General features: G+C 74.9%; 21 protein-coding genes and 3 tRNA genes. 10 read left to right on the top strand and 14 right to left on the bottom strand.

What is annotated here, in order from left to right; genetic code table 11:
- Positions 1-45: 45 nt before the first annotated feature.
- From ACI79K_RS12615 to ACI79K_RS12605, 3 genes are read right to left on the bottom strand one after another with little or no spacing between them, the layout of a single operon-like run.
- A complete protein-coding gene (locus ACI79K_RS12615) occupies positions 46-672 on the bottom strand; it encodes a cytidylate kinase-like family protein (protein ID WP_456599872.1) in 627 nt (208 codons plus the stop codon).
- Positions 660-1,190, bottom strand: coding sequence for a GNAT family N-acetyltransferase (locus tag ACI79K_RS12610; protein ID WP_456599871.1), 531 nt, complete (start codon positions 1,188-1,190; stop codon positions 660-662). Before ACI79K_RS12610 ends, ACI79K_RS12615 begins: the two co-directional genes overlap by 13 nt.
- Complete coding sequence (locus ACI79K_RS12605; protein WP_456588828.1) at positions 1,174-2,214, bottom strand: thiamine-phosphate kinase; 1,041 nt, start codon at positions 2,212-2,214, stop codon at positions 1,174-1,176. The genes ACI79K_RS12610 and ACI79K_RS12605 overlap by 17 nt, the downstream gene beginning before the upstream one ends.
- Positions 2,215-2,306: 92 nt before the next feature.
- On the opposite strand from ACI79K_RS12605, the gene ACI79K_RS12600 reads away from it, so the two are divergent.
- Positions 2,307-2,540, top strand: coding sequence for an Lrp/AsnC ligand binding domain-containing protein (locus ACI79K_RS12600; protein WP_224500414.1), 234 nt, complete (start codon positions 2,307-2,309; stop codon positions 2,538-2,540).
- 11 nt (positions 2,541-2,551) lie between these two features.
- A complete protein-coding gene (locus tag ACI79K_RS12595; protein ID WP_456599870.1) occupies positions 2,552-3,112 on the top strand; it encodes a DUF3515 domain-containing protein in 561 nt (186 codons plus the stop codon).
- 14 nt (positions 3,113-3,126) lie between these two features.
- On the opposite strand, the gene ACI79K_RS12590 is transcribed toward ACI79K_RS12595, so the two are convergent.
- Positions 3,127-3,804 (bottom strand): hypothetical protein, encoded by a 678-nt coding sequence (locus ACI79K_RS12590; RefSeq protein WP_456588830.1) that lies wholly within the window; start codon positions 3,802-3,804, stop codon positions 3,127-3,129.
- On the bottom strand, positions 3,801-4,937 hold the full coding sequence (locus ACI79K_RS12585) for a D-alanine--D-alanine ligase family protein (RefSeq protein WP_456599869.1): 1,137 nt from the start codon (positions 4,935-4,937) through the stop codon (positions 3,801-3,803). Before ACI79K_RS12585 ends, ACI79K_RS12590 begins: the two co-directional genes overlap by 4 nt.
- A 98-nt stretch (positions 4,938-5,035) precedes the next feature.
- On the opposite strand from ACI79K_RS12585, the gene ACI79K_RS12580 reads away from it, so the two are divergent.
- Positions 5,036-5,836: a CDP-alcohol phosphatidyltransferase family protein gene (locus ACI79K_RS12580; protein WP_456596958.1), complete on the top strand. Its 801-nt coding sequence runs from the start codon at positions 5,036-5,038 to the stop codon at positions 5,834-5,836.
- On the opposite strand, the gene ACI79K_RS12575 is transcribed toward ACI79K_RS12580, so the two are convergent.
- Genes ACI79K_RS12575 through ACI79K_RS12565 form a run of 3 tightly spaced genes read right to left on the bottom strand, consistent with a single transcriptional unit; the run spans position 5,807 to position 8,777 of the window.
- Positions 5,807-6,940, bottom strand: coding sequence for a cystathionine gamma-lyase (locus ACI79K_RS12575; RefSeq protein WP_456599868.1), 1,134 nt, complete (start codon positions 6,938-6,940; stop codon positions 5,807-5,809). The two genes, ACI79K_RS12580 and ACI79K_RS12575, sit on opposite strands and share 30 nt — an antisense overlap.
- Before the next feature lie 14 nt (positions 6,941-6,954).
- The gene (locus ACI79K_RS12570) at positions 6,955-7,950 is read right to left on the bottom strand and encodes an NAD(P)H-dependent glycerol-3-phosphate dehydrogenase (protein ID WP_456599867.1); all 996 of its coding nucleotides are present in this window, start codon (positions 7,948-7,950) and stop codon (positions 6,955-6,957) included.
- The gene (locus tag ACI79K_RS12565; RefSeq protein WP_456588835.1) at positions 7,947-8,777 is read right to left on the bottom strand and encodes a lysophospholipid acyltransferase family protein; all 831 of its coding nucleotides are present in this window, start codon (positions 8,775-8,777) and stop codon (positions 7,947-7,949) included. Before ACI79K_RS12565 ends, ACI79K_RS12570 begins: the two co-directional genes overlap by 4 nt.
- A gap of 113 nt (positions 8,778-8,890) precedes the next feature.
- Between ACI79K_RS12565 and cofC the strand changes: the two genes are divergently transcribed.
- The 3 genes from cofC to ACI79K_RS12550 are packed head-to-tail and all read left to right on the top strand — an operon-like array spanning position 8,891 to position 12,570.
- Positions 8,891-9,538: a 2-phospho-L-lactate guanylyltransferase gene (gene cofC / locus ACI79K_RS12560; protein WP_456588836.1), complete on the top strand. Its 648-nt coding sequence runs from the start codon at positions 8,891-8,893 to the stop codon at positions 9,536-9,538.
- A 4-nt stretch (positions 9,539-9,542) separates the two neighbouring features.
- Positions 9,543-11,615, top strand: a complete 2,073-nt coding sequence (locus ACI79K_RS12555) for an RNA degradosome polyphosphate kinase (protein WP_456588837.1) — start codon at positions 9,543-9,545, stop codon at positions 11,613-11,615.
- Positions 11,599-12,570 (top strand): NUDIX hydrolase, encoded by a 972-nt coding sequence (locus ACI79K_RS12550; RefSeq protein WP_456599866.1) that lies wholly within the window; start codon positions 11,599-11,601, stop codon positions 12,568-12,570. The genes ACI79K_RS12555 and ACI79K_RS12550 overlap by 17 nt, the downstream gene beginning before the upstream one ends.
- Here the strand turns inward: ACI79K_RS12550 and leuD are convergent.
- Positions 12,519-13,118 carry a 3-isopropylmalate dehydratase small subunit gene (leuD, locus tag ACI79K_RS12545; protein ID WP_456588839.1) on the bottom strand — a complete coding sequence of 200 codons (600 nt, stop codon included), beginning with the start codon at positions 13,116-13,118 and terminating at the stop codon, positions 12,519-12,521. The genes ACI79K_RS12550 and leuD overlap by 52 nt on opposite strands.
- Positions 13,119-13,121: 3 nt before the next feature.
- Positions 13,122-14,528: a 3-isopropylmalate dehydratase large subunit gene (leuC, locus tag ACI79K_RS12540; RefSeq protein ID WP_456588840.1), complete on the bottom strand. Its 1,407-nt coding sequence runs from the start codon at positions 14,526-14,528 to the stop codon at positions 13,122-13,124.
- Positions 14,529-14,640: 112 nt separating this feature from the next.
- On the opposite strand from leuC, the gene ACI79K_RS12535 reads away from it, so the two are divergent.
- From ACI79K_RS12535 to ACI79K_RS12520, 4 genes are all read left to right on the top strand, one after another.
- Positions 14,641-15,303, top strand: a complete 663-nt coding sequence (locus tag ACI79K_RS12535; RefSeq protein WP_456588841.1) for an IclR family transcriptional regulator — start codon at positions 14,641-14,643, stop codon at positions 15,301-15,303.
- Between the two features lie 88 nt (positions 15,304-15,391).
- Entirely contained in the window at positions 15,392-15,601 is a 210-nt protein-coding gene (locus tag ACI79K_RS12530) for a hypothetical protein (RefSeq protein WP_456588842.1), read from the top strand.
- A complete protein-coding gene (locus tag ACI79K_RS12525) occupies positions 15,598-16,122 on the top strand; it encodes an ArsR/SmtB family transcription factor (protein WP_456599865.1) in 525 nt (174 codons plus the stop codon). The genes ACI79K_RS12530 and ACI79K_RS12525 overlap by 4 nt, the downstream gene beginning before the upstream one ends.
- Positions 16,119-16,910 (top strand): M23 family metallopeptidase, encoded by a 792-nt coding sequence (locus tag ACI79K_RS12520; protein WP_456599864.1) that lies wholly within the window; start codon positions 16,119-16,121, stop codon positions 16,908-16,910. The genes ACI79K_RS12525 and ACI79K_RS12520 overlap by 4 nt, the downstream gene beginning before the upstream one ends.
- A 67-nt stretch (positions 16,911-16,977) precedes the next feature.
- Here the strand turns inward: ACI79K_RS12520 and ACI79K_RS12515 are convergent.
- The 4 genes from ACI79K_RS12515 to ACI79K_RS12500 form a co-directional block, all read right to left on the bottom strand.
- Positions 16,978-17,050, bottom strand: a tRNA-Glu gene (locus ACI79K_RS12515).
- A 97-nt stretch (positions 17,051-17,147) separates the two neighbouring features.
- Positions 17,148-17,220, bottom strand: a tRNA-Glu gene (locus tag ACI79K_RS12510).
- Between the two features lie 44 nt (positions 17,221-17,264).
- Positions 17,265-17,336 (bottom strand) — tRNA-Gln (locus ACI79K_RS12505).
- Between the two features lie 78 nt (positions 17,337-17,414).
- On the bottom strand, positions 17,415-18,311 hold the full coding sequence (locus ACI79K_RS12500; RefSeq protein WP_456599863.1) for a CPBP family intramembrane glutamic endopeptidase: 897 nt from the start codon (positions 18,309-18,311) through the stop codon (positions 17,415-17,417).
- Between the last annotated feature and the right edge of the window lie 398 nt (positions 18,312-18,709).

Genomic DNA, 18,709 nt, shown 5'->3' with positions numbered 1-18,709 from the left:
AGGAGCCCCGGAGGTCGTCGACCTCCGGGGCTCCTCGCGTGCGCCTCAGCGCCCGATGCCGCGTCCCCGCGCCGCGGTCACCACCAGATCCACGACGGTGCCAAGCGGGAGCTCGGTGCTGTCCACGACCAGGTGGTAGTGGCCGGCCGCGGCCGGGTCGCAGCGGTAGAAGTGCCGCACGTACGCCTCCCGCGCCCGGTCGTTCCCGGCCATCTCGCGCGCCACCTCCTCGCGGGGCCGCCCCGACCGCGCGACCGCCGCGGCCAGCCGCCGGTCCCGCGGCCCGTCGAGCCGGACGTGCAGCGCGTCGGTCCGGTCCCGCAGCACCATCGCCGCGGCGCGGCCGAGCACCACCCCGCCGCCACCCGCCGCGATCTCGGCGAGCACCCGCTCGGTCTGCTCCCGGTAGGCCCGCGCGTCGGGCAGCGGCGCCCCGGGCACGACCCCGCCCACCGGGTCGGGCATCGTCCCCAGCGAGGCGACCAACCGCCAGAGCCCGCGCACGACCGTCTCGTCGTTGGCCTCGGCCTCCTCCACCGGCACCCCCAGCCGTCCGGCCACCTGGGCGGGGATCGCCCGGTCGTGGAACGGCAGGCCCAGCTGCGCGGCCACGGCAGGCCCGACCTCCGCTCCCGCGGCGCCGTAGGGCGCCGAGATGGTCACGATGCCCACGTCGCCTCCTCCCCGCTCCCGGGGAGCGGCAGGTCCTTGCCGAGGAACACGGCCTCCGGCGAGCAGGCGTAGACCCCGTACCCCTGGACGGGGTCGTAGCCCAGCTCCCGGTACAGCGCGACCGCCTCCGGCTGCCGCTGGCCCGTGTTGAGCACCACCGACCGGTGGCCGGCTCGGGCGGCGGTGGCCTCCAGCTCCGCCATGAGCACCTGCGCGAGCCCGCGGCGGCGGAACGCGGGCGCCACGTAGACCCGCTTGATCTCCACACCGCCCGGCGGGTAGACGCGCCACGCTCCGCACCCCGCCGCCGCGCCGTTCATCTCGGCCACGAGGAAGAGCCCGGCCGGCGGCAGGAACTCGGCGGGGTCGACGACGGCCTCGTCCCGGCCGCCGTACCGGCGCACGTACTCCTGCTGGACGGCCTCGACCAGCTCCTGCGCCACGGGGTCGTCGTAGGGCACCGGCCGCAGCCGGGCCACCGATCCGTCCCGCAGCACCCGCTCAGCCGAAGTGGACATGCCCCGCCCGCTCCGCTCCCAGGGCCGCCAGCACGTCCGCGGCGGCCACCCCGTCCACCCGCACCCCCGGCCGTGGCTTGCCCGGGCGCACGACGCCGATCGCCGTCCACCCCGGCGGGAGCGCCACCTTCCGCGGGAACGTGGCCACCAGCGCGTGGTCCTCCCCACCGGTGAGCACCCAAACCAGCGGGTCCACGCCCAGCGCCGACCCCACCTGCTGCAGCGGCCCCACGGGCTCCAGGCACGCCTCCGCGAGGGCGCCGCGGTCCAGGTCCATGACGACGCCGCTCGCCTCGGCCAGGTGCCCGGCGTCGGCCAGCAGCCCGTCGCTCACGTCGCACATCGCGGTGGCACCGGCGTCGGCCGCCACCGGACCCGACACGTACGGCGGGGTCGGGCGGCGGTGCGCGTGCACGACGGCCAGCGGGCTGGTGAACCCCCGGCGCAGCACCGCGAGGCCGGCCGCCGACCACCCCAGCCGCCCGGCCAGCGCCACCACGTCGCCGGGACGGGCGCCCGAGCGCAGCACCGGCGCCCGTCCCCCGAGGTCGCCCAGCGCGGTCACCGACACGACGATGCCGGCGCTGTCGGGGGCGGACGCCACCGTGTCCCCGCCGACGACGGCTGCCCCCGAGCCCGCGCACTCCTCCGCCAGGCCGGTGGCGAGCCCCTCCAGCCAGCTGGTGGGGGTGTCCGGCGGGCAGGCCAGCCCGACCACCAGCGCCGTCGTCCGGGCGCCCATCGCGGCGACGTCGGCCAGGTTGGCCGCGGCCGCTTTGTGCCCGACGTCCTCCGCCGAGGACCAGTCCCGCCGGAAGTGCCGGCCCTCCACGAGGACGTCGGTTGTCACCACGACGCGCTGGTCGGGCGTGCGCAGCACCGCGGCGTCGTCGCCGGGGCCGACGTCGGCCGCCGGGGCGGTGCCGGACCGGGCCAGCACGCGGGAGATCACGCCGAACTCCCCGACGACCCGCACGGTGTCGGCCGGATCACCGCGCGGGACCAGGGGACGGGGTCGGCTCATCGATGCTCTCCAGTCACTGCGGTAGGTTGCCGACGAGTCCGCCAGCCGGCGGGGACGACGTCTCGGCACTGTTGCCGGAGGAAGGATCTCCCGTGGTCCACGCCTACATCCTCATCCAGACCGAAGTCGGCAAGGCCGCCCAGGTCGCCTCGACGATCAGCGAGATCAGCGGCGTCACGAAGGCCGAGGACGTCACCGGCCCGTACGACGTCATCGTGCGCGCCGAGGCGGACACCGTCGACGAGCTCGGTCGGCTGGTGGTCGCCCGGGTGCAGTCGGTCGACGGGATCACCCGGACGCTGACCTGCCCGGTCGTCAACATCTGAGCGCTCGCCCCGTGGACCCGCTGCGCCGGGCCGCGATCCTGATCACGGCGATCACGCTGCCGGTGGTGATCGCGCTCGTCGTGCTGGTCAACGTGCGCGGCGAGGAGCCGGCCTCCGCACCGGAGGGCCCGGCCCAGATCGAGGGCGCCGCCCCGGTCCGTCCCGAGGACCTCCCGGTGCTCGAGGTGGACACACCGGAGATCACCCCCGAGGCCGAGGCGCACTGCCCCGCGCTGATGGAGAACCTGCCGCTGGAGCTGGCCGGGGAGCCGTCGCGCCGGGTGCGGTCCGAGAGCCCCTTCGTCTACGCCTGGGGCGAACCGGCTGCAGTGCTCACCTGCGGCGTCCAGCGGCCGGAGGGGTGGACCGTCGGCGCGTCGGCCATCCAGATCAACGGTGTCCAGTGGCACGTCGACACCAGCGACCCCGACGCCACGGTCTGGACGGCGGTGGACCGCCCGGTCTACGTCGAGATGCGGCTGCCCGCCGGCGTCGACAGCGCACCGGTCACGGCGCTGACCGTGCCGCTGGCCGAGGCGCTCCCCTACCAGGAGCCGACACCCGGCCCCTGAGCCCGCAGGAGCGCTCACCCGGGCGGCAGCAGGTCCAGCTGCGTCTCCAGCACGGCGCCGACCTCCCGCACCGCATCGGGGACCGATCCGGCCACGGCGGTCACCGACACGCTGAAGACGCCGTGCCAGCACCACGCGAAGGCCGCCGGGTCGACCAACCCCGCCGCCGGCACGGGCGCGTCCACGGTGAGCAGCCGGCAGTTGGCGGGCAGCTCGGGTGGGTCGACGCTGAGGACGCCCCCGTACAGCTCGGCGTCGTTGCGCGCCAGGTTCTCGGCGTAGGCCCGGGCACCGGCCCGCTGCTCGAACTGGTCGACGAACACGCCGGTCATCGGGCCGGACTCCCGGCCCCAGAAGCGCTCCCACCCGTACCGGTAGCCGTAGCTCTCCAGCACCGCGAGCTCGCGCTCCGGGTCGGGCGCGTAACCGGCGACGTCCTCCAGCCGCTTGGGTCCGGCCGGTGGCTCCAGCTCCTCGTCGCGCAGGCGCGGCAGCCCCGAGGGCACCTCCCGGACGATGAGCTCCTCGAGCTCCGCCGGGGAGGACGGCCGGTCCGACGGCGGCCCGGCGGTGGCGACGCCGTCGACCGTGCGCCCGCACCCGCTCAGCAGCGCGGCGGCGACCACGACCACGGGGACGACCCCGGACCGGGTGGCGGCCGCGTTCCGCGGAGCCGGCCGCCCCGCGGTCACCGGCCCGGCCGCGCACCGCCGGCGAGCGCCCCGCTCACCAGGCGGTCCACCAGGTCGGCGAAGTCCACGCCGGTGGCCGCCCACATGCGGGCGAACATCGAGATCGGGGTGAACCCCGGCATCGTGTTGACCTCGTTGATCACCAGGCGGTCCGCGCCGTCGGGGCCGGTGCCGAGGAAGAAGTCGACCCGGGCCAGCCCGCGGCAGTCCAGGGCGAGGTAGGCGCGGCGCGCGGCGGCCTGCACCGCGGCGAGCTGCTCCGGGGTGAGGTCGGCCGGGATGTCGAACTCCGCGGCGTCGTCGAGGTACTTGGCCGCGAAGTCGTACCAGTCGACGCCCGGCCGCAGCCGGATCTCGGCGGGCAGGCTCGCCTCGGGCAGCCCCGATCCGCGGGCGGCGAGGACGCCGCACTCGATCTCCCGACCGGGGACGGCCGCCTCCACGATCACCTTCGGGTCCACCGCGGCGGCCGCCGCGACGGCCGCCGGGAACTGCGCCCAGTCGGTGACCTTGCTGATGCCGATGCTGGACCCGGCACGGGCCGGCTTCACGAAGACCGGCAGGCCGAGGCGCTCCCGCCCGGCCTCGTCGAGCACCGCCGGGTCGGCGCAGACCGCGCCGTGCTCGTCGCGCAGGACGACGTGTTCGCCCTGCGGCAGGCCGGCCGCGGCCAGGAGCTTCTTGGTGAACTCCTTGTCCATGGAGGCGGCGCTGGCGAACACCCCCGAGCCCACGTAGGGCAGCCCGGTCATCTCCAGCAGCCCCTGGACCGTGCCGTCCTCGCCGAAGGCGCCGTGCAGGACCGGGAAGACGACGTCGACCTCGGTGAGCGCCCGGCCGACCGCCGCACCGGGCTCCAGGACGGCCAGCCCGCGCGCCTCCGGGTCACCGACCAGCGAGACCGCCGTGCCGCCGGTGACCTCGGGCAGCGCGCCGTCGGTGAGGGCGAGCTGCTGGCCGGCGTCGGGGAGCACCCAGCGCCCGTCCTTGGCGATGCCGACGGGGACGACCTCGTAGCGGTCCGGGTCGAGCGCGGCCATCACGCTGCCGGCGGAGATGCAGGAGATGGCGTGCTCCTCGCTGCGCCCCCCGAAGACGACGGCCACACGCACCTTGCCCTGCTGTCCGCTCATTGCCGCGACCCTAACCGAGGCCGCGTTCCGGGCCCCGCCGCGTCGTCGGTGCACGGCTCGGCCCGCCGGGTCGAGCGTGGTGTGGCAGCCTCGTCGCCGTGCACGACGACCCAGCCCACCAGACCGCACCCGGGGCGGTGCGCACCAGCGACGGGACCGGGCACTCCCGGCGCCTGCGCCTGGCCGGCGCGGCGGTGCACCTGTACACCGCCAGCGGCTCGGTGCTCGGGCTGCTCATCGTCCTGGCCGCCTTCGACGGCGCCGTGGAGACCGCCCTGTGGCTGATCCTCGCGACGCTGTTCATCGACGGCACGGACGGGATGCTGGCCCGGCGCACCCGGGTCAAGCAGACGATCCCCTGGTTCGACGGCGCCCGGATGGACGACATCGTCGACTACCTGACGTACGTCTTCGCACCCGTCGTGCTGCTCTGGACGACCGACCGGCTGCCCGGCGGCGCCCTCGGCTGGGTCCTGGCCGCGCTACCGCTGCTCGCCTCCTGCTACCAGTTCTGCCGGACCGACGCGAAGACCGAGGACCACTACTTCCTCGGCTTCCCCAGCTACTGGAACGTGGTCGCGTTCTACGCGATCATCCTGGACGTCGGCACCACCGGTGTCGGCATCGCGCTCGCGGTCCTGACGGTGCTGGTCTTCGTGCCGGTCAAGTACGTCTACCCGTCCCGCACCAAGCTGCTCCGGGGGCTGAACCTGGGGCTGGCGACGGTCTGGCTGGTCGCCTCCGCGGTGCTGGTCGTCCAGTACCCCGACCCGCACCCGCTGGTGGTCGCGCTGAGCATGGCCTACCTCGCCTACTACTTCGGCGTCAGCATCTGGCTCACCGTCGCGGGCAACCGCCGCCGGTCGTCGTCAGCCGAGGGCGTCGAGCGCGTGGGATAGGTCGGCGACCAGGTCGGCGGGGTCCTCGATCCCGCAGGACAGCCGCACGAAGCCCGCGGGCACCGCGTCCCCGCCCCACTGCGCGCGCCGGTCGATCGTGCTGTGGACGCCGCCGAAGCTCGTCGCCGCGGCCCACAGCCGGCTCTCCGCCAGCAGCCGGGCGACCGCGGTCTCGTCGGCCAGCTCCGCGGACACCACGCCGTTCGGGCGCAGCATCTGGCGCGCGGCCAGCGCGAACGACGGGTCACCCTCGCGCCACGGCCAGCGCAGGTTCGTGACGGCCGGGTGCCCCGCCAGCAGCTCGGCGACCGCCGCCGCGTTCGCCGCCTGACGGGCCAGCCGGAGGTCCAGGGTGCTCATCGACCGGTGCCCGAGCCAGGCCTCGAACGGCCCCGGCGTGCTGCCGGTGCGGTCGCGGAAGCCCTTCACGGCCGCGTACAGCTCCTCGTCGGTCACGGTCACGTGCCCGAGCAGCACGTCGCTGTGGCCGGTGAGCGCCTTGGTGTCGCTGCCCACGGTGAGGTCGGCCCCCAGCGCCAGGGGACGCTGACCCAGCGGGGTGGCGGTGGTGTTGTCGACCGCGACCAGCGCGCCCGCGGCGTGGGCGGCCGCGGCCACGGCGGCGATGTCGCAGACGTCCAGCTGCGGGTTGCTCGGCGTCTCCAGCAGCACCATCCGGGCGCCCGCGAGCCCCCCGTCGGCGGCGACGCGCCCGATCTCCGGCGTGGGCACGTACTGCACCTCGATGCCGAAGCGGGCGAGCTCCTCGGCGGCCAGCAGGCGGGTCGTGTAGTACCCGTCCGACGGCAGCACGACGCGGTCACCGCTGCGGGTGGGGGCCAGCACGGCGGCGGTCAGCGCCGCCATCCCGGTGGCGAAGGACAGGCAGCGCCCGCCGTCGAGCTCCCCGACGGCGGACTCGAAGTGCCGGAGCGTCGGGTGCTCGGTCCGCGCGTAGGCGTCGGCCCCGCCCGCACGCGGGGGCTGGTCACCGAGGTGGAAGGGGGCGGCGAACACCGGCGAGGGCCGCATCGGCTCGCCCGGCGCCGCGGGTCCCTCCCCCGCGCGTACCGACCTGGTCCCGTCGCCCCATCCGCTGTCCACGTCCGCAGACTCCATCACTCCGGCTTCGCCTCGCGCGACATGATCTCGCGCACCATCCGGCCGGGCGCCTCGCCCTCGTGGCACACGCGGACGACCGCCTCGGTGATCGGCACGTCGATGCCGTGCGCCCGCGCGAGGTCGAGCACCGACCGGCAGCTCTTCACGCCCTCCGCCGTCTGCCGGGTGCTCTGCTGGACCTCATCCACGGTCATGCCGCGGCCGAGCTTCTCGCCGAAGGTGCGGTTGCGCGACAGCGGCGAGCTGCAGGTGGCCACCAGGTCCCCCAGCCCCGCCAGCCCCGCGAAGGTGGTCAGCTCGGCGCCCAGCGCGATGCCCAGCCGGGCGGTCTCGGCCAGCCCGCGGGTGATGAGCGAGGCGCGGGTGTTGTCCCCGAAGCCGAGCCCCTCGGCGATACCGCAGGCCAGGGCGATGACGTTCTTCACCGCTCCGCCCAGCTCGCAGCCGACGACGTCGGGGTTGGTGTAGGGGCGGAAGTACCGGGTGTGGCACGCCGCCTGGAGCACCGCGGCGCGGTCGGGGTCCGAGCACGCGATCACCGTGGCGGCCGGCTGCTCCTCGGCGATCTCCCGGGCCAGGTTCGGGCCCGACAACGCCGCGACGTGCGCAGCCGGGGAGCCGGTGATCTCGCAGATCACCTCGCTCATCCGCATGGTCGTGCCCAGCTCGATGCCCTTCATGAGCGAGAGCAGCGTGGCGTCCGGCGGCAGCAGCTCCCGCCAGGCCGTGAGGTTGCCGCGCAGCGACTGCGAGGGGACCGCGAGCACGACGACGTCGGCGTCGTCCAGTGCCTCGGCCGGGTCGACGGTCGCCCGCAGCCGGTCGGGCAGGCGCACACCCGGCAGGTAGTCGGGGTTCTCCCGCGTGTCGGTGATGGCATCGACGAGCTCCGGCCGCCGCGCGTGGAGCCGGACGTCGCAGCCGGCGTCGGCGAGCACCTTGGCGAACGTCGTGCCCCAGGAACCGGCGCCCAGGACCGCCGCCCGGGTCACGCGGCGCTCCCGGGCAGGTCGCCGTGCCGCTCCCGGCGGGGAGCGGGGTGGACCACGCGCGGCGCGGGCTCCCCGCGCAGCTCAGCCAGCTGGTCGCGGACCCGGGACATCATCTGCTCCGTCGTCTCCCGCAGCAGCGCGGGCTCCAGGGGGCGGCCGGCGCGCACCTCGGCCCGCGCCGCGGAGAGGTCGATCGGCTCGCCCACGAGGTAGTGGGTGGGCGTGCGGAGCCGCAGGTGCAGCTTCTTGGTGTGGTAGTCGTGCACCCGCTGCGGCCCCCACTGGGCGACCGGGACGACCACGGCGTCGGTGGTGAGCGCCAGATGGGCCGCCCCCGTGCGCGCCTGCATGGGCCACCAGTCGGGGTCCCGGGTCACCGAGCCCTCCGGGTACACCACCACGATGTTGCCCGCATGCAGATCGGCCTCCGCCGCCGCGAGCGCGCCGCGGGCGGCGCTGGAGAACCGGGCGACGGGGATCTGGCCGGCCGCCCGCAGGATCGTGCCGGCCAGCCCCCTGAAGACCGCCTCCTTGGCCAGGAAGTGCGGGATCCGACCGCGGTCGAACACCAGGCGGGCGCAGGCCAGCGGGTCCAGCACCGACACGTGGTTGACCACCAGGAGCACCGGCCCGGTGACCGGGATGCGCTCGGCGTGGTGGTAGCGCAGCCGGAAGATCAGGGCGGACACCGGGTAGATCACCACGATGCACAGCCACAGCGGGAAGGAGATGCGCCCCCGGGTGCGCCACTTGGCAGCGCGGCGGGCACCGGGTGCGCGCACCGGTCCGCCCGCGCTCGTCCCGCGCGGGGACGTCTCGTCCGACACCGGCTCCCCTCCCTGTCCTGCGAGCCAGCCCATGATCGACCCGTGCGGCCGCCGGGGGAGCACCGGGTCCCGGCCGACGGGGTCCCGGGTCACCGTGTGCTGACATTGTCGTCGTGTCCAGGTGGTCGGTCGTGGTCCCGGCGAAGCGCCTCGCCGCCGCCAAGACCCGGCTGCGGCCGCTCACCGGCGTCCCCGGCGGCGACCACGGCGCCCTGGTCCTCGCCCTGCTGGCCGACACCGTGGCCGCGGCGCTGGCCTGCGAGCGGGTCGGGTCGGTGGTGGTCGTCACCGACGAGCCGGTGGCCGCCGACCTGGTGCGCGGGCTGGGCGCCCGCGCGGTGCCCGACGAACCGGACGGCGGCCTGAACCCCGCGCTCGAGCACGGCGCCGGGAGCGCTCCCGGGGACGCCGTCGCCGCGCTCTCCTCCGACCTGCCCGCCCTCCGCCCGGTGGAGCTGGCGGCGGCGCTGGCGGAGGCGGAGGCGGCGCCCCGCTGCTTCGTGGCCGATGCCCAGGGAACGGGCACCACCCTGCTGACCGCCGTCGGCACGCCGTTGCGCCCGCGGTTCGGCCGCGGCTCCGCCGCAGCCCACCAGGCCGGCGGCGCGGTTCGGCTCACCGGCGCCTGGCCCGGCCTGCGCCGCGACGTCGACGTCCCCGCGGACCTCCGGGCAGCGCTGGCGCTGGGGGCCGGACCACGCACGTCCGCGCTGGTGCGGGGGTCGTCCTCGCTCGCCATCCGGGTCCGTACGGCACGATGAGGGAGTGGCAACAGAGAGCGCTCCCCGGACCGATGCCCTCCCCGTCGACCGCTACCTGAACCGAGAACTGTCCTGGCTGGACTTCAACGCCCGCGTGCTGGAGCTCGCCGAGGACGACTCGCTGCCGCTGCTGGAGCGGGTGAAGTTCCTCGCGATCTTCGCCAGCAACCTGGACGAGTTCTACATGGTGCGCATCGCCGGTCTGAAGCGCCGGCAGAGCACCGGTCTCACCGTCCGCTCGCCCGACGGGCTGACCATCCGCGAGCAGCTGGAGCGGGTGACCGCCCGCACGCAGGAGCTGGTGCAGCGGCACTCCGACGTCTTCAACAAGGACGTGCTGCCCCGCCTCGAGGAGGCCGGCATCCGGATCGTCCACTGGGACGACCTGGACGAGGACGCGATGCGCCGGCTCCGGGACTACTTCCGCGACCAGGTGTTCCCGGTGCTGACCCCGCTGGCCGTCGACCCCGCGCACCCGTTCCCGTACATCAGCGGCCTGTCGCTGAACCTCGCGGTGTCGGTGCACGACCCGGACACCAACGCCCCCCGCTTCGCGCGGCTCAAGGTGCCCAACAACGTGCCGCGCTTCGTGTCGGTCACCTCGCAGGACGACACCGTCATCTTCCTGCCCCTCGAGGACCTGATCGCCGCCCACCTGCCCCAGCTCTTCCCGGGGCTCGACGTGCTCGACCACCACTTCTTCCGCGTCACCCGCAACGCCGACGTGGAGGTCGAGGAGGACCGCGACGAGGACCTGCTGCAGGCGCTGGAGCGGGAGCTCGCCCGGCGCCGGTTCGGCCCCGCGGTCCGCCTCGAGGTCGCCGAGCCGATGGACCCCCGGATCCTCGAGGTGCTCGTCTCCGAGCTCGAGGTCTCCCCGGACGACGTCGTGCACGTGCCGGGGCTGCTCGACCTGGCCTCGCTCACGGCGCTCTACGACCTGGACCGGCCGGAGCTCAAGGACGAGCCGTTCGTCCCGACCACCCACCCGCGGCTGAGCGAGGGCGAGACGCCGAAGAGCGTCTTCGCGACCCTGCGCGAGGGCGACGTCCTGGTGCACCACCCCTACCACTCGTTCGCCACCAGCGTGCAGCGGTTCATCGAGCAGGCGGCCGCCGACCCGAACGTGCTGGCGATCAAGCAGACGCTCTACCGGACCTCGGGCGACTCCCCCATCGTCAACGCGCTGATCGAGGCGGCGGAGGCCGGCAAGCAGGTCGTGGTCCTGGTGGAGATCAAGGCCCGGTTCGACGAGGAGGCCAACATCAGCTGGGCGCGCTCGCTGGAGCGGGCCGGCTGCCACGTCGTGTACGGACTGGTCGGGCTGAAGACGCACTGCAAGACGGCGCTGGTCGTGCGCCGCGAGCAGGGCGTGATCCGCCGCTACTGCCACATCGGCACCGGCAACTACAACCCGAAGACGGCGCGGATCTACGAGGACCTGGGCATCCTCACCGCCGACCCGCGGGTGGGCGCGGACCTCACCGACCTGTTCAACGTCCTCACCGGCTACTCGCGGCAGACGAACTACCGCACGCTCATGGTGGCGCCGCACAGCATCCGCAACGGGCTCATCGAGAAGATCCGCCGCGAGGCGCGGAACGCGCGCGAGGGACGCCCCTCGGGCATCCGCATCAAGGCGAACTCCATCGTCGACGAGCGCCTCATCGACGCCCTCTACGAGGCCTCGCAGGCCGGTGTGCCGGTGGAGCTGTTCGTCCGCGGGATCTGCGCGCTGCGACCGGGCGTGGCCGGGATGTCGGAGACGATCCGGGTGCGCTCGATCGTCGGCCGGTTCCTCGAGCACTCCCGGGTGATCTCCTTCCTCAACGGCGGGGACCCGGAGTGGTGGATCGGCAGCGCAGACCTCATGCACCGCAACCTCGACCGCAGGGTCGAGGTGCTGCTGCGGGTCTGCGACGAGGCGGCCCGCAGGCAGCTGGAGGAGACCCTGCGCCCGGCCATGGAGCCGGGGGTGCGGTGCTGGGAGCTGCGCAGCGACGGGCAGTGGGACCGGCTGGACGGGCGGGACTACCAGGCAGAGCTGATGCACCGGATCCATGAGCTCGCCGGCTGAGCGGGGACCGATCGCGGCCGCCGGCGGCGTCGTGTGGCGCCCGGCCGGGGACGACGGCATCGAGATCGCCGTGGTCCACCGGCCCCGCTACGACGACTGGTCGCTGCCGAAGGGGAAGCTCGACGCCGGTGAGCACGCCCTGGCCGCCGCGTGCCGCGAGGTGGTCGAGGAGACCGGGCTGCGCATCGTCGCCGGACGCCGGGGCCCGACGACCCAGTACGCGGTCGACGGCGTGCCCAAGCACGTCGACTACTGGCTGATGCGGTGCGTGGGGGGCTCCTTCGGCGCCAACGACGAGGTGGACGAGCTGCGCTGGCTCGCCCCCGACGACGCCGCCGCGCTCGTCACCCACGAGCACGACCGGCTGGTGATCGCCGACGCCGCCCGCACCGACGTGCCGCGCGAGGTGGGCCTGCTGCTGGTGCGGCACGGCCGCGCCGGCAGCAAGCAGGAGTTCGGCGGCCCGGACGAGCTGCGGCCGCTGGATGACAAGGGCCGGCGGCAGGCCGAGCAGCTGGCCGACGCCCTGACGTGGTTCGCCCCGGACGAGGTGTTCAGCACCCCGAAGGTGCGCTGCACGCAGACGGTGGAGCCGCTGGCCGAGCGACTGGCCGTGGACGTGCGGCCGTCACCCCGGATGGGCGAGGAGTCCTTCGCCGACGACCCGCAGGCGGGGATGGCGCTCGTGGCGGAGCTGCTGGAGCGCCCCGGGGCGACGGTGCTGTGCAGCCAGGGCGGGGTGATCCCCTCGGTGCTGCAGACGCTCGGGGTGCACGGCCACGGTGTCCGCGGCCTGCTCCCGCCGGCCGCCAAGGGCAGCGTCTGGGCCCTCGGCGGCCGGCCGGGCGCGCTGGTCGCGGACTACTACCGCGACTTCGAGCCCGACCCGGACGCCCCGCTGCCTCAGCGCGCGGGCAGCGCCGCCGGGAGCCAGGCCGGGCGCGCCGCCTCGTAGGCCTCGATGTCGTCGAGGTGCCGCTCGGTGAGGCCGACGTCGTCGAGCCCCTCCAGCAGCCGCCACCGGGTGTAGTCGTCGATCTCGAACGGCACCGCCACGTCGCCGTACGTCACCTGCTTCGCGCGCAGGTCGACCGTCACCGGTGTCGCCGGGTCCGCCTCGACCGCGGTCCACAGCGCCTCGACCTCGGCCTGCGGCAGCACGACGGTGAGCAGCCCCGACTTGGTCGAGTTGTTGCGGAAGATGTCGGCGAATCGGGAGCTGATGACGACGCGGAACCCACCGTCGAGCAGCGCCCAGTTGGCGTGCTCGCGGGAGGAGCCGGTGCCGAAGTCGGGGCCGGCCACCAGGATCGAGGCGTCGGCGTACTCGGGCTTGTTGAGCACGAAGTCCGGCTCGTTGGTCCGCCAGGCGATGAACAGCCCGTCCTCGAAGCCGGTGCGGGTGATCCGCTTGAGGTACTCGGCCGGGATGATCTGGTCGGTGTCGACGGCGCTGCGGCGCAGCGGCGCGGCGGTGCCGGTGTGCGTGGTGAAGGCGTCCATGGCTCAGGCTCCGATCAGGTCGGCGGGGGCGGTGAGGCGGCCGGTGAGCGCCGTGGCGGCAGCGACCGACGGCGAGACCAGGTGGGTGCGCCCGCCCTTGCCCTGGCGGCCCTGGAAGTTGCGGTTGCTGGTCGAGGCCGACCGCTCGCCGGGCTTGAGCTGGTCGGGGTTCATGCCCAGGCACATCGAGCAGCCCGCCCCCCGCCACTCGGCGCCGGCCTCGACGAAGACCTTGTCCAGGCCCTCGGCCTCGGCCTGCAGCTTCACGCCGACCGAGCCGGGAACGACGAGCATGCGGGTCTCCGGATCGATCTTCTTGCCCTGCAGGAAGGCCGCGGCGGTGCGCAGGTCCTCGATCCGGCCGTTGGTGCAGGACCCGAGGAACACGGTGTCGACCTTGATCTCGCGCAGCGGGGTGCCGGGGGTCAGCCCCATGTAGGCCAGCGCCTGCTCGGCGGCCCGCCGTTCGCCGTCGTCGTCGAACTGGGCCGGGTCGGGCACCACGCCGTCGATCGGCAGACCCTGGCCGGGGTTGGTGCCCCAGGTGACGAACGGCGTGAGCGTCGAGGCGTCCAGCGTCACCTCGCGGTCGAACACCGCCCCGTCGTCGGTGCGCAGCGTGCGCCAGTGCTCGACGGCGGCGTCCCAGTCGTCGCCCTGCGGGGCGTGCGGGCGGCCGCGCAGGAAGTCGAAGGTGGTCTGGTCGGGCGCGATGAGCCCCGCCTTCGCGCCGGCCTCGATCGACATGTTGCAGATGGTCATCCGGGCCTCCATCGAGAGCGCCTCGATGGCGCCGCCGCGGTACTCGATGACGTGTCCCGCCGCACCGTTGGTGCCGATCTGGGCGATGACGGCCAGGATGATGTCCTTCGCCGACACCCCCGGAGCGAGCTCGCCGTCGACGGTGACCGACATCTGCTTCGGCCGGTACTGCGGCAGGGTCTGCGTGGCCAGCACGTGCTCGACCTCGCTGGTGCCGATGCCGAAGGCCAGGGCGCCGAACGCTCCGTGCGTGGAGGTGTGGCTGTCGCCGCAGACGATGGTCATGCCGGGCTGGGTGAGCCCCAGCTGCGGGCCGATGACGTGCACGATGCCCTGGTCGCGGTCACCCATCGGGGCCAGCCGGATGCCGAACTCGGCGGCGTTCCGGCGCAGCGCGTCGACCTGCGCACGGCTGATCGGGTCGGCGATCGGCTTGAGGATGTCCAGGGTCGGGACGTTGTGGTCCTCCGTGGCCATCGTCAGGTCGGGGCGACGCACGGTGCGCCCGGCGGCGCGCAGGCCGTCGAAGGCCTGCGGGCTGGTGACCTCGTGCACCAGGTGCAGGTCGATGTAGAGCAGGTCGGGCTCCCCCGACGTGCTGCGCACGACGTGGGCGTCGTAGACCTTCTCGGCCAGGGTCTTCGGCACGGGCGCGTCCCCTTCGGGTGACTGGTCGATCCCGAGTTGACTGTCTCAGTGTTCGGGATGCGAGTATTGCTGTGTGGGACAGCCTAACCCGGTCGCGGTTCTAGACAAAGCGGTGTCGATCCTGCACGCCGTCGCACAGGAACCGGCCACCCTCGCCGAGCTCGTCACGCGCACCGGCCTACCCCGGGCCACCGCCCACCGGCTCGCCGTCGCCCTGGAGGGGCACCGCCTCGTCCGGCGCACCGACAGCGGCAGCTGGGCACCGGGTCCGGCGCTGGCGGAGCTCGGGCGGACGACCGCCGACATCGGCGAGATCGCCTCGCGTCACCTGGTCACGCTGCGGGACGCCACCGGCGAGAGCGCCCAGTTCTACGTCCGCGACGGCGCGACGCGCGTGTGCGTCGCCGCCGCCGAGCGGACCAGTGGCCTGCGCGACACCGTCCCGGTCGGCGCCCGACTGCCCATGACCGCGGGCTCGGCGGCGCACGCCCTGCTGGCGTTCATGCCCGCCGACGAGGTGACCCGCCTGCTGCCGTCGGCCAGCTTCACCGCCCGCACCCTGCTCGACGTGCGCCGCCGCGGCTGGGCGCACAGCGTGGCCGAGCGGGAGGCCGGCGTGGCGTCGCTGTCGGCCCCCGTCCGGGACGGCAACGGGTCCGTGCTGGGCGCCGTCTCGATCTCAGGGCCGGTGGAGCGCCTGGGCCGGCGCCCCAGCCCGGAGGTCATCGGCGCCGTGCTGGACGCCTCGGCGGCCATCGCCCGCGCCGCGCGCTGAGCTCGCCGGGAATCGCCGCCCGATCAGCGCCGACGGCCGGGCGCTCGACCCCCTGGCCTACTAGTACGTAGGTACGTATATTCGTCGTATGCAGCGCACCGGGTCCGCTCTCGTACGCACGCTCCGAGGTGCCCTCGCCGGCTTCGTCGTCGGCTTCGTCGTGGGCCTGCTGGTCCACGTCGTGGACGACGCCGCGGTCAACCCGTTCTTCTTCGGGTCGATCGGCATCGCGGTGGGCGCCGGGCTCGCCGGCGACCGGCCGCGGCGGGAGAACGACCGGCCGGTCGACGCACCATGACCGACGAGGACCGCTTCACCCGGATCGAGCAGCGCCTCGCCGCACTCGAGTCAGCCGCGGAGCGGGCCGGCCGGCCACCCGCGGCACCGGCGGAGACCGGGTCGCAGGAACGGTTCTGGGCGCTGGACGGCCTCGCCGAGGACGCGGCCGCCCTCCCCGGTGGCGCCGTCGTCTACGCGGGCTCGGTGCGCCTGCCCAGCGGGGAGCAGTACGCCTGGCAGCGCACGCACGGCGCGGAGGATGCGCTCGGCGACGGCTCGGCCGACGCGGAACTCGCCGCCGAGCTGTCCGCGCTGGCCCACGCGGTCCGGCTCCGGCTGCTGCGGGAGGTGCTGGGCGGGACCCGCACGACCGCCGGGCTCGCCGCGCTCCCGGGACTGGGCACGACCGGGCAGCTGCACCACCACCTCCGCCAGCTCACCGCAGCGGGGTGGCTCCGCGCCACCGCCCGCGGGAGCTGGGCCGTGCCCGCCGAGCGGGTGGTCCCGCTGCACGTCGTCCTCGCGGCGGTGTCGTCGTGAACCCGCGCGTCCTCGCGGCCCGGTGCCGCGCCCCGCTGGCACCGGCCGGCGTCCTGCTCATCGCCGTCGGCGGGAGCGGCGTGCCCGCGGCCGCCCTCGCCGGGTTCCTGCTCGTCGTCGGCTTCCTGGTGCTCGACCGGGTGCGGCCGCCCGAGCACCCGGTGACGGTGGTCGAGCCGCCGGTCGCGGGCCGGTGGCGGGCCGTCAACTCCCCCGCCTCCGGCGTGCCCTCGCACGGCACCAACGGGCTGGGCCAGACATGGGCCATCGACCTGGCGGCCGAGCCCGGCGACGGAGCGCGTCCCGCGTTCGGCTCCGGCGGTCAGTGGCGGCGGCCGACCGACTACCCGGCGTTCGGCCGGCCGGTGCGCTCCCCCGTCGACGGCCTGGTCGTGCGGGTCCACGACCGCCGTCGCGACCACCGGGCGCGCAGCGGGTGGGTGTCCCTGATCGTCCTGCTGGTCGTCGAGGGCTTCGTACGCCAGGTGGCCGGCACGCGGTGGATGCTGGGCAACCACGTCGTCGTCCGCCGGGACGACGGCACCCATGCCGTCCTGGCCCACCTGCGCCGCGGCTCGGTGCGGGTGGCCGTCGGCGACCGCGTCGCAGCCGGGCAGCAGGTCGCGGAGTGCGGCAACTCCGGCAACAGCAGCGAACCGCACCTGCACGTCCAACTCACCGACTCCGCCCGGGTGGCCGCGTCCTGCGGACGCCCGATGGCCTTCCGCGCGGCGGCGCCGGACGGCTCCGACGGGCTCCCGGGCAACGACGAGCTGCTCCAGGTCTGAGCCCGCCGCTCAGTGGCCTGGGAACGGCGAGAGCCCCCGACCGGGTGGTCGGGGGCTCTCGATCGCGTAGCCCCGAAGGGATTCGAACCCTCGCTACCGCCGTGAGAGGGCGGCGTCCTAGGCCGCTAGACGACGGGGCCGTGCGGAGAACATCTTGCCATGCCCGTTCCCGGCCCCCGCAGCGGGGGCCGGGACGGCGAGAGCCCCCGACCGGGTGGTCGGGGGCTCTCGATCGCGTAGCCCCGAAGGGATTCGAACCCTCGCTACCGCCGTGAGAGGGCGGCGTCCTGGGCCGCTAGACGACGGGGCCGTGCTGTGTCACTGCTGTACTGCAAGAGGAACCAGGCTTCCTCGCTGGGGTACCAGGACTCGAACCTAGACTAACGGAACCAGAAACCGTCGGGCTGCCAATTACCCCATACCCCATGGGTAGCACCTCGCGGCGCCGGAGAGAACTGTACCCGACGCTGCGCGGGCGGGTGGCACCACCCCCCGGTCGGCGGGTCAGCCGGCCGGGGCGGGCGCCGCGGCCCGCGGGAGGCGCAGGTCCAGCGCGGGCGTGTGCAGCTCCGGCCGCGCCCGCCGCCGCCACCGGGCGACGAGCAGGACGTAGCCGCCGAAGCCGACCGCGGTGAGCGTGAGCGACACCGGAACCAGCCCCGCCGGCACCACGTCCGTGGCCACGGCATCACCCAGCAGCGCCACCAGCAGGAACAGCACCACGTTGTTGACCGCGTGCAGGACGACCGCGGCCTCGAGGCCGCCGGTCAGCCAGACGACGGCGGAGGCGGCCAGGGCGAAGGCGAAGCGGTCGAGGAACGTCGCGAGGTCCGGCGGGAGGTGCGCGAGGGAGAAGAGCGCGCCGGTGACCAACGCGGCCACCACGGCACCGACGCGGGGGCTGCGGATCCAGCCGGCGATCGCCTGGCTCAGGTAGCCGCGGAACAGGTACTCCTCGGCCGCGGACTGCAGCGGTGTGGTGAGCAGGACGACAGCCAGCAACCAGCCCCACGAGGGGACCGGTCCCGTCACCTCGACCTCCTCCGCGGTGATCCCCAGGAGCACGGAGAGGCCGATCACGACCCCGATCGAGGCCAGCGCCAGCAGCGTCAGCCGGGGCAGCAGCCGCCACCGGAACCGGGCGAGCACCGACGACGACCAGCCGGGGCGCATGCCGTGCGCCACCGCCCAGGCCAGCCACACCACCGGGATGCCCACGGCCAGGGTCGCGTTGGTGACCAGCAGCGTGCCCGGGTCGGTGAGCTCGATCAGGGCCAGGTCGGGGCTGAGGCCGGTGAGGATGCCGATCACGCCGAGCAGCGCGCCGGCCACCAGGAAGACCACCCCCAGCAGGAGCAGCCCCAGCAGCGGCCGCCACCAGGCCCAGTCGCGGGTCCGCATGATGCGCAGGTACGGCTGCGGGACGTCGTGCGGCGGTGTGCCCGGCGGGAGGGCCCAGCCGGCCGGGGGAAAGGGCGCCGGGGGGAAAGGAGGCTGCGGGAACGGGCCCGGGGCATACCCACCCGGCGGGAACGGACCCGGGGCGTACCCACCCGGGGGGAACAGACCCGGGGCGTACGCACCCGGGGGGAACGGACCCGGGGCGTACGCACCCGGCCCGAACGGCGCGGGCGGCTGCGGCCAGGGCGGGACCGGGAACCGCCCGGGGTCCGGCCGCAGGGTCGGGGGGGGGGGGGGGGGGGGGGGGGGGGGGGGGGGGGGGCCCGCGCCCCCGCCCGCGCCGCCCCCCCCACACCCCCCCACCCCGGCCCCCCCCCGGCCCCCCCGCCCCCCGCGCC

It is taken from the genome of Blastococcus sp. SYSU DS0616 (assembly GCF_054051015.1).
This window is presented reverse-complemented; position numbering and strand designations above follow the sequence as displayed.

Bases quoted from the DNA above. Each gene is read 5' to 3' on its own strand.
- ACI79K_RS12610 (WP_456599871.1), bottom strand. From the start codon at position 1,190: ATGTCCACTTCGGCTGAGCGGGTGCTGCGGGACGGATCGGTGGCCCGG.
- ACI79K_RS12605 (WP_456588828.1), bottom strand. From the start codon at position 2,214: ATGAGCCGACCCCGTCCCCTGGTCCCGCGCGGTGATCCGGCCGACACC.
- ACI79K_RS12585 (WP_456599869.1), bottom strand. From the start codon at position 4,937: ATGAGCGGACAGCAGGGCAAGGTGCGTGTGGCCGTCGTCTTCGGGGGG.
- ACI79K_RS12550 (WP_456599866.1), top strand. From the start codon at position 11,599: ATGAGCTCGCCGGCTGAGCGGGGACCGATCGCGGCCGCCGGCGGCGTC.
- leuD (WP_456588839.1), bottom strand. From the start codon at position 13,118: ATGGACGCCTTCACCACGCACACCGGCACCGCCGCGCCGCTGCGCCGC.
- ACI79K_RS12530 (WP_456588842.1), top strand. From the start codon at position 15,392: ATGCAGCGCACCGGGTCCGCTCTCGTACGCACGCTCCGAGGTGCCCTC.
- ACI79K_RS12525 (WP_456599865.1), top strand. From the start codon at position 15,598: ATGACCGACGAGGACCGCTTCACCCGGATCGAGCAGCGCCTCGCCGCA.
- ACI79K_RS12500 (WP_456599863.1), bottom strand. From the start codon at position 18,311: ATGCGGACCCGCGACTGGGCCTGGTGGCGGCCGCTGCTGGGGCTGCTC.